Source organism: Methylobacterium nonmethylotrophicum, assembly GCF_004745635.1.
Taxonomy (GTDB): Bacteria; Pseudomonadota; Alphaproteobacteria; order Rhizobiales; family Beijerinckiaceae; genus Methylobacterium; species Methylobacterium nonmethylotrophicum.
In genome coordinates, this window is record NZ_SRLB01000007.1 from 147,788 (window position 1) to 159,811 (window position 12,024).

Sequence of the window (12,024 nt, forward strand, 5' to 3'; positions counted from 1 at the left end):
CGGTCCTTGTCGGTGCAGAGGTGCCCCCGACGAGGTCCCCCAACCCGGAGACCACCGTGACCACCCTTAACGAGATCCGGGGCCATGCCGTGCCCCCGGAGGCATGGCCCGCCCGCGCCATGCCATCCGAGACCCGCGACTTCACCGCCCTCGACTACCTCCGCTTCATCCATCCCGTCGGCAGCCACGGCGTCGTCCGCATCGCGGCGCGGGTGAACATCGGCACCGGCCGGAAGGCGAAGTACGTGTTCCGCGAGCGCCGCTTCAGCGTGAAGCGCATCCGCCTCGGGCACGCCTCTGTCGTGAGCGCCCTCAAGGAGCTCAGCTTCCACACCTTCTGCACGTTCCCCTACCCGAAGCCGGGCGAGCCCGTCCCGGAGGCGTCGGACGCCAACTTCACCTCGATCTGCGCCAATTGGATCGACCTCGACTACTACGGCGTCCAGGGCCTCGCGGGGCTGTCCAAGGGCGACGTGCTCGACATCGTCCAACGCCGTTGCGAGGAGAAGCGCTGGCCGGCTCCGAGCTACGTCATGTCGTCCGGAAGGGGCATGCTCATCGTGTGGCTCTACGAGGTAGCGCCCCGCGAGATCCTGCCCCGGTGGCGCGCCGTCCAGCGCACCCTGAACCGCGAGTTCGAGGACCTCGGTCACGACGCCACCGGGATGTCGCCGACGCACCTCTACCGGTACTCGGGCAGCTACAACCCCAATGCCCTCGCCCCGGCCTTCATGATGTGGCCGTACTACACCGCCGACGTCCGCCGGGGGACGTTCGACGAGCTCGCCGCCGCGGTCATGCCGGTTTCGCGGCGCAAGGCGAAGCTGTTCGTCGCCGAGAAGCTCGACGGCATCGCCAAGCGGGCCGCCAAGCAGGCCGGGCGTGACCGGGCGCGGCGGGAGGAGGAGGTGGCCCCGACCACCGCCCCTGCCGCGCCGGCACGCAAGAAGCGCGAGCGGGTGGGCGGCCACCTGACCGGCCGCTCGTACTGGCGGGCCATCGCCGCCGACATCGAGCGCCTGCGCGCCCACCGGTTCGGCGGGAAGCGGATGGTCGAGGACACCGGTCGCTCGACCATGGCGTTCGCGGCGACGATGGTCCAGGCCTGGCTTCTGCCGGCGTGCGACCTCGACGGGTGGGTCCGGGACCAGGCGCACGCCTGGGGGCTCGACGAGGAGGAGGCCCTGTCCTGCACGAGCGGTGTCCGCAAGGCCGCCCGGGACGCTGCCAACGGCGAACGGAAGGCGTGGCTGAAGAAGGAGGTCGACCCGCGCTACCGGCCGGGCCCGAAGCGGCTGATCGAGCTCCTCAAGGTGCAGCCGGCCGAAATGGGCGCCGCCGACCTGCGCATCCTGGTGACCGCCGAGCGGAGGCGGGACGTCGTGGCGGACCGCCAAGCCACCCTGCGCCGGTCCCGGGGGGCCAAGGCCCGCACGGATCAGCAGGGCGCCCGGCTCGCCATCGGGGTCGAGGCCCTGCGCCTTCGCCGCGAGCAGGGGCTCGACCGCCCCGCCATCGCCGCCCGGCTCGGCGTCACCACCCGCTACCTCGACACCGCCCTGCGCGACGCCAAGGCCATCGAGACCATCGGCACGGTTACCGCCCCGGACAAGCCGATCAAGCCGCGCCGTTCACATGGTTCGTCACGGGGTACTTCACGCGCGAAGGTCGGAAATACTTCCGGCGATGCGACCGTCGCGCTTGTGGCGCCCGAGGGGGAGGCCTATACTGGAGATGTCACGGTGAAGGGCACCTACCTCCCAGACGACGCCCGCTGCGCGCCTCACGGCCCGGCGGGCGTTTCCGTTCCCGAAGAGGTGTCGGCATGAACCGCCCCCTCGTCATCGACCACCGCAGCGCCGTCGACCTCCGTCGCCGCGAGCTCCAGGCGCTGCGCCAGCGGGCCCTCGACGCCTGGTACGGCGGCGCCAAGCCGGCCAGCCCGCACGGTCGCCGGGTCTACACCCACGACCGGCCCGCCTACCTGACGGAGGACCACGCCCCCCTGCTGCCGCTGCCGGCCCCCGCCGCGGGCCAGGCTGCGCTTCGGACGATCCTGCGGGGATTGCGAGGGGATGGCGAGTACGCGGCGCTTGGGGCCTGGGACGACGAGCAGGGCGGCCCGGCGCGACGTGCCCTCGTCGCGGCCGGGACGCTGCTCGCCGGGGAGCCGGACGACGACGCCCGGGAGCGTGCCGACTTCCTGTTGCGATACGCCATGTCTCACGTCGTCTCGAACCTCGACGCCCGCCGCGAGCGACTGCTGGCCCGGCCGGCGCCGGCGCCGTGGTCATGGGAAGCGGCCGCCCGGGTCTGGGGCTGACACCGGCCGACGGGACAGGCAGCCAAGGTTAAGCCAGTCCGTCCTTCCGACGACTGCATGGTTTCGACCGCGCGAAGCGACGCGGTTGCGCGCGTTCCGGTTGCGCTCCCCTATGCGAATCCGGGGCGCGCGCAGCGTCGCTGCATGGAACAAACCGCCGCAATTGGCGCTGCTTCGTCCCCCAACCGGCTGGACGACCCGCGCAAGCGTCGGTCGCTTTCCAGCCTGAGCGCGCGGGTCGCGATGGCGAACGTCATCGCCCCCATCGTCTCACGGATGTCCTCTGCCTCGCCGGCATGATCGCGGATCCCGGGAGAGGCGCCATGGCGCGGGGGCCTCAGTCACCCGTCGAAAGCTGGCCGATCCCGCTCGCGCACCGCGGGTCGGTGAACTGGGACGGCAGGTCGAGCTGCTCGCCCTTGAGCGTGACGATGAAGTTCTGCCTGACGCCCTTGACGACGTATGTGCCGCCGAGCCCGGGGCCGCGGCCGCGCTCGCTCGTGCCCTTGCCGACGTGGCGCGAGAGGATCTTGCCGGTCTTGGCGTCGTGCGTGCCGCAGGTCACCACGACGGTCCAGTCCACGCCCGCCGGCCTGGCCTCGACGGTGGCGTAGCGCGTGACGCCGTGGCCCCCGGGGGCCTGCACGCCGTAGTGCCAGATGTCTCCGCGAGCAGGGAACGGGGCCTCGGCGGCCCTGCCCGGGGCGGCTGCGACGAGGGCGAGGAGGACGAGGAGGATGCGGGTGCTGATCACGACAGGGTCTCCAGGATGGTGGTGGGGGATGCCGCCCAGGCCGAGCCGTCCGGCTCGAACCAGACGGTCGCGGCGGCGGTGACGACGGCGCCGGTGTCGCGGCGGCGGAAGCCGGGCTGCGCCGGGCGGTAGCCGATCCGCACCGCGTCGGCTGCCCGAGGGGCATCGGCCAGGGTGCCCTTGATCCAGGCGTGGACGTCGCGCTGGCCGGTGCTGACGCACCGCAGACGGGCGCTCTCGCCGGCGTGGAGGACGCACCCGGCCAGCGCGAGGGACGGGGCGTGGCCGATGACGATGCCGTTGCTGCGGATCGACCACAACTTACGGCTGCGATTGTAGTACACGTGCTCGTGGGATGGCGTGGTCATCGCGGGCGTTCCGGGAGGATGGCGACGGCGGCGCGGGGGGACGCGCCGGGGAAGGGCATGCCGGCCTGGGCGGGTCGGGGGCCCCCTATTCGGGCAGCCCCCGAGTTGGGCCGCCCTATCGGGGCGGCCGCGGCGGAGGCGACTTCACGCGGCATGGCGGTCATCCGGCATGTCGTCCTCGGGGGGACCGTCGGGGCCGCGCGCGAGCTCCTCCCCCATGGCCTGGTCGTACTCGTCGCCCTGTTCCTTCATGTGGAAAGCAGGGTTAGGCCGTGGCGGCGAGTTGACGGGCCCAAGTCCCTCGGACTCGCCGGCATGGAACCGGACATCGAGCCCCATGCGCGGTACGACACAGGGCAGCAACGCATTGTCGCGTTCCTGCAGCGGCCTCGTCGCCATGGCCGTTTGCTCGGCGACGATGAGTTCGAGGGCCGCCTCCCGCGGCGACATCTGTCCGCGCGTCGCGAGTTCCATCACGCGGGTGCAGCGGCGCTTGAAGCCGGGGGCGGCCAGATCGCAGATCTCGCCCGCCTTTACGGCACTTTCGATGCGGTTGCCCGCCGCGATATTGAAGAGGATGAGCGGCTTCAACATCTCGATGTCATCCAACGACATATTTGGCTTCTTCCTCTCAGAGAAAGGAATGGTGGCAGCTTGACTGGACATAACGTGTCTCCACTGGTTGGACATCGGGGATGGAAAGGGCGGCCTTCTCGGCGGCGAGCGCCGTCGCGAGGGCCGTGGCGGGGTCATCCAGGCCGGCCGCGACGCGGTCGGCGAGGCGCTGGAGGATGATGCCGACGCCACCGGCGAGGACGCCGTTCGCGTCGCGGGAGCGGGCAGCCGTCCGCAGGCGGTCGGCGACCACTTGGAATTCGGGGGGCATGGGGCTCTCCGAGATCAGTGGCGGGGCATCGCCGCGGGGCCGCCCTCGCGCGCCCGGAGCACCGTCTCGACCAAGCGGCGCAGGCGGCGGATCGAGCCACCCCGCCAAGCGTCGGCCAGGGCCGAGATTTCGTCGCCGTCGAGCTCGCCGAAGCGCTCGTCCTGTCCGGTCTCGCGGCAGACCGCCCGGGCGAGCCGGGGCGCCAGGACGCCGAGGTGCTCCGGACCCGGCTCGGGTACCCGCACGATCTTCATGCGGTCGCGCAGGCTAGCGGGCAGCGTGTCCTCGTTCATCGTGCAGACGTAGACGAGGCCGCTGACGTCGACCGGGTGAAGCAGGAACTGCGAGTGCCAGGCACGCGCGGTCTCCGCCTCCCAGACTCCGTGCAACCCGTCGTGGAGGCGCCCACCGTTCGAGTTGCGCGAGCCCGAAGCCTTTTCCAGTTCGTCTGCCAAGATGCCGGCCGAAGTCGCCATCGCGTCCGCCAGGGCCTTCTCGGGAATGCCCAAATGAGCCGAGACCCACCTTGCGGGAGTTCCGAGGAAGGAATTCTCACTCGCAGCGTCTGCGTTGTAGCGGACGAGATGCAGGCCGCTGCTCGTAATGAGCTCCGCCGCCAGGGCCGACTTCCCACAGCCGGTCGTGCCGACGAGCCCGAGGACGCCGCCACCGAAATGCTCCCGGTTGCCCTGGAGTTCGCGGAAGGCCTCGATGGCCTCGCCCATCCATGGGAACGCCTCAAGCCGCTCCCGTGTCCACGCCGACCAGTCCCGCGGAACCGGGACGTGGCGCAGGTGCGCCCCCAGGGCCAGCCCGAGGGCCGCCTTGATGTCCCGGCGCAGGTCGGGCTTGTGCCGCTCGACAATCGTCTCCGGGAAGATGACCGCGCCGGGGCCGGCGGGCTCCGCCACCTCGCCGACCGGCTCGGCCTTGGGGCGCGGCCGCGGCGGGGGAGCCTGGCGCCAGCGCACGATACCGGCGCGGTCCTCCTCGATGTCGAGCCGCTCCTCCTCGTCGAGGGGCGCGGCCGCCGCCGCGGCCGGCGTGGTCCCGGGCAGGTGCTCCAGCCCGAGCGCGAGCGCCGCCGGGACGACGAGGCAGACGTCGCGCGTCGAGAAGTCGTTCGGCATCGCGAAGTGCGGATGGGCGTCCGTCATCAACGCCAGCCCGTACGCGACGTAGTGGATGGCGTCTCCCGGCGGCGACAAGCGCGCCATATCGATGAGGGCGTCCTGGGCGTAGGGCTTCGCCATCAGCGCGCCGTACGACACGCCGTAGTAGGCCAGGCGAGCCAGGGCCCCCGGCATCAGGGGGCGGTCGAAGCCGTCGTCGTCGACGAGGACGTCATGGCCGAGGCGGAGGTAGTCGACGATGCGCTCGGAGAGCATCTCCTTGGCGGCGGGCGTTTCGCCGGCATTGCGGCAGTCGGCGAACGACCTCTCGACACCGCGGAGGAACGGCAGGACAACGGGGTCGGTCCATGACCTGGTCGCGATGTCGAGCTCGGGCCCGGTCGCCAGCGTGTGGCGGACCCAAGCGGCGCCGTCCTGGGCGACGCTGTCGGCGATGAGGGATGCGGTGCAGGCATAGAGCTCGCGCGTCGGCGCGAAAGCCGCCCTGAGGGGCTTCTTCATTTTCGGAAGACACCGTGTTGGCCTTGGCGCGAAACGAGTTCGTCACCCAGGCTAGGGATGCTCCCCTTAGCACCCTATTCGTTAAAGGATTATGAGTCCGATCTTTCTTCCCGGTCGCGTCTGAGCATCGCGAGCGTTTTTCCCTGCCTGACCTCGCGGAGCAGGGCGAACGCGTTGTCGGCAGCCATCTCGGCGTCGGCGAGGTTCTCGTGCGGGTGTGCACTGGTGTTGCTTTGGGTGCCGAACCGGTCGGCATAGAACGCGATGGCCGACAGCAGGGCGCCCATGCCGGGGGCATCGTAATCCTTCGCCGCGAAGGCCAGGGACCTGAGCACGACGGGGTTCAGGCCCTTCTTGGCGATCTTGTCCGGCTGCGTGGTGCGTCGGTTCAGGCCGAACGCGAGCGGGAAGGCGTTCGTCCACCCCCCCGGCCAGACCTTGATGGCCGCGGCCGCGACGGCGTCGACGAGAGCCGCGTTGACCTCGGCCGGGTCGAGCGGTTGCGGCTCCCCGTCCCCGAGGAGGAACGGCCGCCTCTCTGGGTCATAGGCGAGCGCCTGGCTGCCGACGCGCCCGACGATGGTCCATCCAACGGGGCACGGCCACAGGTCGGCTGGCAGGTATTCGAGCACGATCTCCATGCCCGCCGGGATAGCACGGCCGGCGGCCGGCGTAGTTAACGACGATGGTCGCTTTCGAGGCCTGGCGGTAGCCTGGGAGCCATTCCGAGGTCGCATAAACGCGTCACCGGTTTTGCCCTCGCGCTCTGCGGGTCGAGAATGGGTGTCGCGTATATGAGCCAAATCGACCTCGTCGAACTCGGCATCCGCGTTAAGGAAGCGCGGCGCGAGCGAGGCCTGACGCAGGGCCAGGTGGCCGTGATGATCGGCTCCAGCCGGTCGAGGGTCATCGCGTTCGAGAACGGGTATGCGCCCGACATAAGCATCAACACCGTCATCCACATGCTGAATGCCGTGGGGCTGGACTTCCGCTTGTCGACGTTCAACGACGGGTGCCCGACGCTCGACGACCTTCAGGCGGAGCAGGCCGAAGAGGACGCCCGGAACGCGCGCCGCGGGCTGCCCCAGCCGCGCTGGTAGCCCCCCTGCGGCGTCCCTCCCCGAATCGCGCAATCCCCGCAGAATCCCGGGGGGGGGACCGGGGATCGACATGCTGACGGACACGGAACTGGACGAGCTCGCGCGCGCCGTCGCCGGGCTCGGGGACGAGGATGCCGGGCGCCTGGAAGGGGCGGTCCGGGAGCGCCGCCGGGCCAAGGCCGAGGCGGAGCGCATCGCCAGGCTGCGGGCGATGAACGACCACGACGTCATCGGCGAGGTCATGACGAGCGCCGTCGAGTACCCGGAGCGGTGGGACAGCGACGTCGCCCTGCAGGTGCTCCGCGACGCCGGGTTCGTGCGGGTGCCGCCGTAGCCGCCGGCGGCCTTCCGCTTCCGGGACGTCCCGATCCGGACCATGGCAGACGGCGTGGCCGCCTGCGGGTCGTGGGAGGCGTTCTGCGACCAGATCGCCTCGTGCGCCGTCCACGAGATGGGCCCTTTCGAAGCATCCAAGCTCCTCGCCCATGTCGCGGCCCTCGTCCCCGACGAGATGCGGGACGCGCACCGGGCGGAGATGCTGCAGCGCCTCGCCGGGCGGAGGTCCTGAGCCGTGACGTTCGTCTACGACATCGGCGACATCATCGGTCTTACGGGCCTCGTCGTGGGGCTCACCGCCATTGGCTTTGCGAAGGCGGTCGAAGGCCTGCGCACCCGCCGCGCGCGTCGGAGGGCCTGAGCCATGTGCCACACCTGCTTCCTGCGGGATCGCGCGGAGTTCGGCGCCGCCGAGATCACGCCCGCCGTCGTCGAGGCCGCCCGGCTCTCCTACGACGCGAACCCCTGCGGGCCTCTCCACATCATGGTCGACGACTACGGCGTCGAGGACACCAGCATCGCCTTCTGCGCGTTGCGCGTCGGCGAGCGATGGGCGGAGGCTGACCGGGCCTGCCTGGCGGCGTTCCAGACGCTCAGGGGACGCATGGACGGGCTGGCAGAACGGTGCACGAGCGCATTTGCCGGGCGCGGGACGAGGCGGTCGCGAACCTGAAGAAGGCGACAGACGCTCTCGGCCGAGCGCGCCGCAGGCGAGAAGAGCGTCTCATCGTTCCTGCTGGCCGAGTTCGTCGGCAAGCTCAGCAAGGGGAGGCTATGAGCGAATAGCACACGGGGCCTGAGCCATTCGTGCAGATCGGCGAAGACGTCTTCGTCACGGACTACGATTGGCGGAACCCCTGATGGCTTGGCCTGGATCATGGCTGTTCCACGACATTGCCAAGGACCGCCTCCTGTTGCCACTGAGCTCTACGCGATGCCTTCCACTACGAATGGGATCCCATGGCGTCGCACCCCGGCGAGCTATGGGGTTCCGTTCGTTGTCTGGTAAGCAAACATGGCCTACGCTCAACCGTGGGTCGGACATCATACTGTGGACGCATATCTCGACATCGCCCAAGAGGTCCTACGGTCAGAACGGCGCCCAATGACGCCGCGCGCAATCATGGCCGTCGCATATCAATACGGGATTGTCGAGCACAGACTATACGGAAAAACACAGCATAAGACACTCGGCGCAAGATTAAGCGTCGACATTGTTCAAAGATCTGAACGTAGCCTTTTTTTCAGGCCGGCGCCCGGCCGCTTTTTCCTGCGTGAATTCCTCACTGATACGTCGATTCCTGAGGAACATCGGCGCCCAATTCCGACGAGGCGTCGCTTCAGAGAGCTCGTCATGGGGCCAGCTCTTGCTTTGGACAAGAGCGACTTGGCAGGTAAGGTATCCGAGGGTCAGCCCATAGCCCCCAATGTAATATTTGAATTATTACGGAGCGATAATTATCATTACGAGGATCCTCGCCGACGCTCCGATGGAAGTGTATTCTTCAGAGCTTTCGTGTGCGTCCAGCGCAACAAAGAAATTCTCACGTATAGGCTAGGCCGCTACCGAGAGAGCCGCGATGCGTTCATGCATAAGCGGTGTGTCGGATTTGCCACTCTTGTGCATGACTTCGAACACACCCTTTTCACGCGGTCCGATCTCGGTATAGTTGAATCGGGTGTACGGGCCACGAAGGTAGACCTTGACATACCTGATGTGCCCTCCGATGCGCCTGGCGGCAGAATAGATGCCGCGTTATCTCATTTTATTTGGTGCTCAGGACCCAATGGTGGGGACCTGCTTGCCGTTATCTGCTTCGAATGCCCACCTTGGTTCGAGCCGACCAGAAGAAGGCTAGCCTTAAATGACGTGAGCTGGCTCGAAGAGCCTGGATCCGTCAACAACATAGAAGACTTCGACCCCTGGTCGCAAAAAGTGCTCGCGAGTGTACTCGCAGGAAAATTATGCAAGGGAGGTCGGGTTGCGCGTACCAAGGAAGGTTATTCTCGAACGAGTCGAGAGTGACTATCTACGCGCCCAAATCGATCACCACGACAACACTCGAATAAAAAGTGCTCTCCAGAGCCTTTGTAAGGCATATAGGCGAGGTGTCAGTATCCGACCAGATCAGCTTATTGGTGTCGTAAACTCTGTCACAGGCACGGCCTATCGCGACACCATCGATGAGAAGGTCAGGAGATGGGTCCTGAACACCTTGGCTCGCATTGCAAAGGAGCCCATTGCTCTTCCAGCAGTCCTTTACCTACTAGACAGGCATCCAGGCGAGCCACAAACAGTCGCATCTGGCATTGCCGCTGTCTACAAGCTCTGCAGGCGAGATAAGGCAAATGATGTTCTGAAGCGACTAAATTTCGATCCACAAATGCGAACTTTGGCAGCACTGCAACATGTGCCAGCACGAGACTTGGATCTTGGATCATTGCCTATCGATGTCGATGGTGCTACGCCAGATGTATTAAGGCTTGCCCTTCTCGTCGTCGGTCTTGGCCGGTCGCCCGAGAATCTGCTCAATCCGCGTCATAGCGACGGCGAGATGGTGCGAGCACTGGGACGGCATGAAGACCCGATCGTCTCTCAGTATACCGTTTGGGCTATTACCGAGAACGACAAGCTTGGTTTAGCTCATTTGGGCGTGCCGCTTCAGGATATTGAGGGCCAGCCTGATAATGTCAGAGCCTGGATGTTCCAGTTGCTAGCTATGGAGGCAACCGATCACCAGCCGCATTGGGAGATAATTCGCCTGGGGATTGATGATCCTGCCGCCGAGGCGCGCAAGGGCCTGGCTCAAGGGCTGGCGCATTCCTTCGTCGATGTGTTCGAGCCCTGGGTGATGGAATGGATCACGACTGAGACGGATCCGGAAGTCAGCCAGCATCTCCTGGGACACATCGTCCGCCAGGCAGCGCATAGTCCTACATATGAAGCTTATGCGCTTGAAATATACGAGGCAGAGGCCGAAGGTTCAATGCTCAGGCAGAGCATGCAGGCAAATGCCATACAGACACCCATATACACCAAGTTCAAACGCTTGGATGCAGGCACGCCAGACTTATTTAGCGGCGGAGGAAATGTCACGATGGTCAAGAATCAATTCAACATTGGCAGTGTGCAAGGTGGCGCCGTTGCTGTTGGAGATGGAGCGGCAACAAACTACGGAACGACGAACGTTCAAGTCCTGAGCCCTCAGAAGATTGAACAAGTACAGGGAGAACTTGCACGGCTCGAAGCAGCTGTTCATGGCTCCGAGCTTAATGCCGAGCAAAAATCGACTGCCTTGGAACACGTCAATGCGGCCAAGGCCGATCCGACTCCAGTCAAGATCGGCAAGGTCATTGAATACGCGGGCCACCTTGGGACGGTTGTGGAGGCGGGGAAGACGTTGGCCCCGTACGCAATGGCGTTGGGCTCGCTGATCGGGCTTTCCTGAAGCCGTCGCGAATCCCCCCGGGCGTGCCCGGGGGGATTCGCTTTCTGAGCGGGCGGATCAGGCGGCGCGGGCGGCCGCAGCCTCCCCTTGCGGCCAACCCCTGAAACGAGAGCAAGTCCCAAAGGGGCCGTCCGGCCCTGCGGCCTCAGGGCGAAGCTCTTGGGGGATACCCTACCACTCGTCCGAGGGGACCGTGTCCGTAGGCCCGATGGCGCCGGCTCTCCCACGCCCGGGGTCCCGGCGGTAGTGGTGCCGTCTCTCCGGCTGTCACCCAACCGCATGGCGTTGTCGAGGCGTGCCAGAGCGTCCTCCGCTCCCCCCTCGCCGGTGCGTGACGAGGGGCTTGCCATCCCGCATTCGGGGAAGATCGCCCTCGAATCGGGGTCCGTAAGGGCTACGCCCGGCGGAACCCCGCGAGCACCCACCGACCGACGAACCACACTGCCAAAAGCAACAGCGGCGGGACGAGGGCGATCGCGAGCAGCGGCCCCTGCTGGCTCAAGGCGTCAAGCCGGCGCTGCCAGCGGTTCTCCCAGAACCAGCGGCCGACGAGCTCCTGCTCGGGCTTGGCGAAGGCCGTGTAGAGGTTGAGCGTGCTGCCGTCGGGAAAGTCGACCACGACTTGGCTGCCTTCCTTCACGGCGGCGTCGTAGCCCGCTTGGTACTGGTATTCGATCTTGGAGAAGCTCGCCGCCCACTTGGTCTCGGACGGCTTCTTGAACAGCTCGGCGATTGGCCTCTTGTTCTGGTATGCCTCCCACGGGTCCACTTTTTCCTTGAGCTCGGCCGCGTACTGGTAATGGCCACGCGTCGTCCTGGTGACCTCGTCCCAGGCGAAGAATCCCACGAGCGCGAGCCACAGTCCGGTCAGCACGACCCAGAGCCGGAAGGCACCCCGCGAGACATTGATCACCTGAAGCACGTCCGCCTCCGTCACCTGCTGGCGCGCATCGCGGCTACGCCCCGGTTAACCGAGTGCCCCTGGACGCGGAAGGATGACCTGACGGTGGTATCCCCGTGGTATCCCTCGTTTTCGGGATACCACGGACCCCAGCTAAGTGCATGAGGCGATTGGAGCGGGCGATCGGGATCGAACCGACGACATTCAGCTTGGGAAGCTGACGTTCTACCACTGAACTACGCCCGCGGCGGTGATCGTCATACGGGGTCGCTC

General features: G+C 66.8%; 16 protein-coding genes and 1 tRNA gene. 9 read left to right on the forward strand and 8 right to left on the reverse strand.

Annotation, left to right across the window (positions count from 1 at the left end):
- Nucleotides 1-56: 56 nt before the first annotated feature.
- On the forward strand, nucleotides 57-1,829 hold the full coding sequence (locus EU555_RS11255) for a hypothetical protein (RefSeq protein ID WP_135414736.1): 1,773 nt from the start codon (nucleotides 57-59) through the stop codon (nucleotides 1,827-1,829).
- Complete coding sequence (locus EU555_RS11260; RefSeq protein WP_135414737.1) at nucleotides 1,826-2,323, forward strand: hypothetical protein; 498 nt, start codon at nucleotides 1,826-1,828, stop codon at nucleotides 2,321-2,323. The genes EU555_RS11255 and EU555_RS11260 overlap by 4 nt, the downstream gene beginning before the upstream one ends.
- Nucleotides 2,324-2,660: 337 nt before the next feature.
- Here the strand turns inward: EU555_RS11260 and EU555_RS11265 are convergent, their stop codons facing one another.
- The 6 genes from EU555_RS11265 to EU555_RS11290 all read right to left on the reverse strand — a co-directional run bounded on the left by EU555_RS11265 (nucleotide 2,661) and on the right by EU555_RS11290 (nucleotide 6,606).
- Entirely contained in the window at nucleotides 2,661-3,077 is a 417-nt protein-coding gene (locus tag EU555_RS11265; RefSeq protein ID WP_135414738.1) for a hypothetical protein, read from the reverse strand.
- Nucleotides 3,074-3,445: a hypothetical protein gene (locus tag EU555_RS11270; RefSeq protein WP_135414739.1), complete on the reverse strand. Its 372-nt coding sequence runs from the start codon at nucleotides 3,443-3,445 to the stop codon at nucleotides 3,074-3,076. Before EU555_RS11270 ends, EU555_RS11265 begins: the two co-directional genes overlap by 4 nt.
- A 144-nt stretch (nucleotides 3,446-3,589) precedes the next feature.
- A complete protein-coding gene (locus EU555_RS11275; RefSeq protein ID WP_135414740.1) occupies nucleotides 3,590-4,060 on the reverse strand; it encodes a hypothetical protein in 471 nt (156 codons plus the stop codon).
- Between the two features lie 16 nt (nucleotides 4,061-4,076).
- Nucleotides 4,077-4,331 carry a hypothetical protein gene (locus EU555_RS11280; RefSeq protein ID WP_135414741.1) on the reverse strand — a complete coding sequence of 85 codons (255 nt, stop codon included), beginning with the start codon at nucleotides 4,329-4,331 and terminating at the stop codon, nucleotides 4,077-4,079.
- 14 nt (nucleotides 4,332-4,345) lie between these two features.
- Complete coding sequence (locus tag EU555_RS11285; RefSeq protein ID WP_135414742.1) at nucleotides 4,346-5,965, reverse strand: AAA family ATPase; 1,620 nt, start codon at nucleotides 5,963-5,965, stop codon at nucleotides 4,346-4,348.
- Nucleotides 5,966-6,054: 89 nt separating this feature from the next.
- Nucleotides 6,055-6,606: a hypothetical protein gene (locus EU555_RS11290; protein WP_135414743.1), complete on the reverse strand. Its 552-nt coding sequence runs from the start codon at nucleotides 6,604-6,606 to the stop codon at nucleotides 6,055-6,057.
- A 153-nt stretch (nucleotides 6,607-6,759) separates the two neighbouring features.
- Between EU555_RS11290 and EU555_RS11295 the strand changes: the two genes are divergently transcribed.
- The 7 genes from EU555_RS11295 to EU555_RS11320 all read left to right on the forward strand — a co-directional run bounded on the left by EU555_RS11295 (nucleotide 6,760) and on the right by EU555_RS11320 (nucleotide 10,850).
- Nucleotides 6,760-7,065 carry a helix-turn-helix domain-containing protein gene (locus EU555_RS11295; RefSeq protein ID WP_167858513.1) on the forward strand — a complete coding sequence of 102 codons (306 nt, stop codon included), beginning with the start codon at nucleotides 6,760-6,762 and terminating at the stop codon, nucleotides 7,063-7,065.
- A gap of 70 nt (nucleotides 7,066-7,135) precedes the next feature.
- Entirely contained in the window at nucleotides 7,136-7,399 is a 264-nt protein-coding gene (locus EU555_RS11300; RefSeq protein ID WP_135414745.1) for a hypothetical protein, read from the forward strand.
- A 42-nt stretch (nucleotides 7,400-7,441) separates the two neighbouring features.
- A complete protein-coding gene (locus tag EU555_RS11305; RefSeq protein ID WP_135414746.1) occupies nucleotides 7,442-7,633 on the forward strand; it encodes a hypothetical protein in 192 nt (63 codons plus the stop codon).
- Nucleotides 7,634-7,636: 3 nt separating this feature from the next.
- Nucleotides 7,637-7,762, forward strand: coding sequence for a hypothetical protein (locus tag EU555_RS37475; RefSeq protein WP_281041281.1), 126 nt, complete (start codon nucleotides 7,637-7,639; stop codon nucleotides 7,760-7,762).
- A gap of 3 nt (nucleotides 7,763-7,765) precedes the next feature.
- Nucleotides 7,766-8,074, forward strand: coding sequence for a hypothetical protein (locus EU555_RS36110; protein WP_167858514.1), 309 nt, complete (start codon nucleotides 7,766-7,768; stop codon nucleotides 8,072-8,074).
- Nucleotides 8,075-8,416: 342 nt separating this feature from the next.
- Nucleotides 8,417-9,427 (forward strand): winged helix-turn-helix domain-containing protein, encoded by a 1,011-nt coding sequence (locus EU555_RS37705; protein WP_135414748.1) that lies wholly within the window; start codon nucleotides 8,417-8,419, stop codon nucleotides 9,425-9,427.
- A gap of 415 nt (nucleotides 9,428-9,842) precedes the next feature.
- Nucleotides 9,843-10,850, forward strand: coding sequence for a hypothetical protein (locus EU555_RS11320; protein WP_135414749.1), 1,008 nt, complete (start codon nucleotides 9,843-9,845; stop codon nucleotides 10,848-10,850).
- Nucleotides 10,851-11,244: 394 nt separating this feature from the next.
- Here EU555_RS11320 and EU555_RS11325 read toward each other — a convergent pair whose 3' ends face one another.
- Both EU555_RS11325 and EU555_RS11330 read right to left on the reverse strand, forming a co-directional pair.
- Nucleotides 11,245-11,772: a hypothetical protein gene (locus EU555_RS11325; RefSeq protein ID WP_245524247.1), complete on the reverse strand. Its 528-nt coding sequence runs from the start codon at nucleotides 11,770-11,772 to the stop codon at nucleotides 11,245-11,247.
- 150 nt (nucleotides 11,773-11,922) lie between these two features.
- A tRNA-Gly gene (locus EU555_RS11330) sits at nucleotides 11,923-11,997 on the reverse strand.
- Nucleotides 11,998-12,024 lie beyond the last annotated feature (27 nt).

Excerpts from the sequence above, each read along its gene's own strand:
- EU555_RS11260 (WP_135414737.1), top strand. The coding sequence starts at position 1,826 with ATGAACCGCCCCCTCGTCATCGACCACCGCAGCGCCGTCGACCTCCGT.
- EU555_RS11270 (WP_135414739.1), bottom strand. The coding sequence starts at position 3,445 with ATGACCACGCCATCCCACGAGCACGTGTACTACAATCGCAGCCGTAAG.
- EU555_RS11275 (WP_135414740.1), bottom strand. The coding sequence starts at position 4,060 with ATGTCGTTGGATGACATCGAGATGTTGAAGCCGCTCATCCTCTTCAAT.
- EU555_RS11280 (WP_135414741.1), bottom strand. The coding sequence starts at position 4,331 with ATGCCCCCCGAATTCCAAGTGGTCGCCGACCGCCTGCGGACGGCTGCC.
- EU555_RS11285 (WP_135414742.1), bottom strand. The coding sequence starts at position 5,965 with ATGAAGAAGCCCCTCAGGGCGGCTTTCGCGCCGACGCGCGAGCTCTAT.
- EU555_RS11290 (WP_135414743.1), bottom strand. The coding sequence starts at position 6,606 with ATGGAGATCGTGCTCGAATACCTGCCAGCCGACCTGTGGCCGTGCCCC.
- EU555_RS11295 (WP_167858513.1), top strand. The coding sequence starts at position 6,760 with ATGAGCCAAATCGACCTCGTCGAACTCGGCATCCGCGTTAAGGAAGCG.
- EU555_RS11300 (WP_135414745.1), top strand. The coding sequence starts at position 7,136 with ATGCTGACGGACACGGAACTGGACGAGCTCGCGCGCGCCGTCGCCGGG.
- EU555_RS11305 (WP_135414746.1), top strand. The coding sequence starts at position 7,442 with ATGGCAGACGGCGTGGCCGCCTGCGGGTCGTGGGAGGCGTTCTGCGAC.
- EU555_RS36110 (WP_167858514.1), top strand. The coding sequence starts at position 7,766 with ATGTGCCACACCTGCTTCCTGCGGGATCGCGCGGAGTTCGGCGCCGCC.
- EU555_RS37705 (WP_135414748.1), top strand. The coding sequence starts at position 8,417 with ATGGCCTACGCTCAACCGTGGGTCGGACATCATACTGTGGACGCATAT.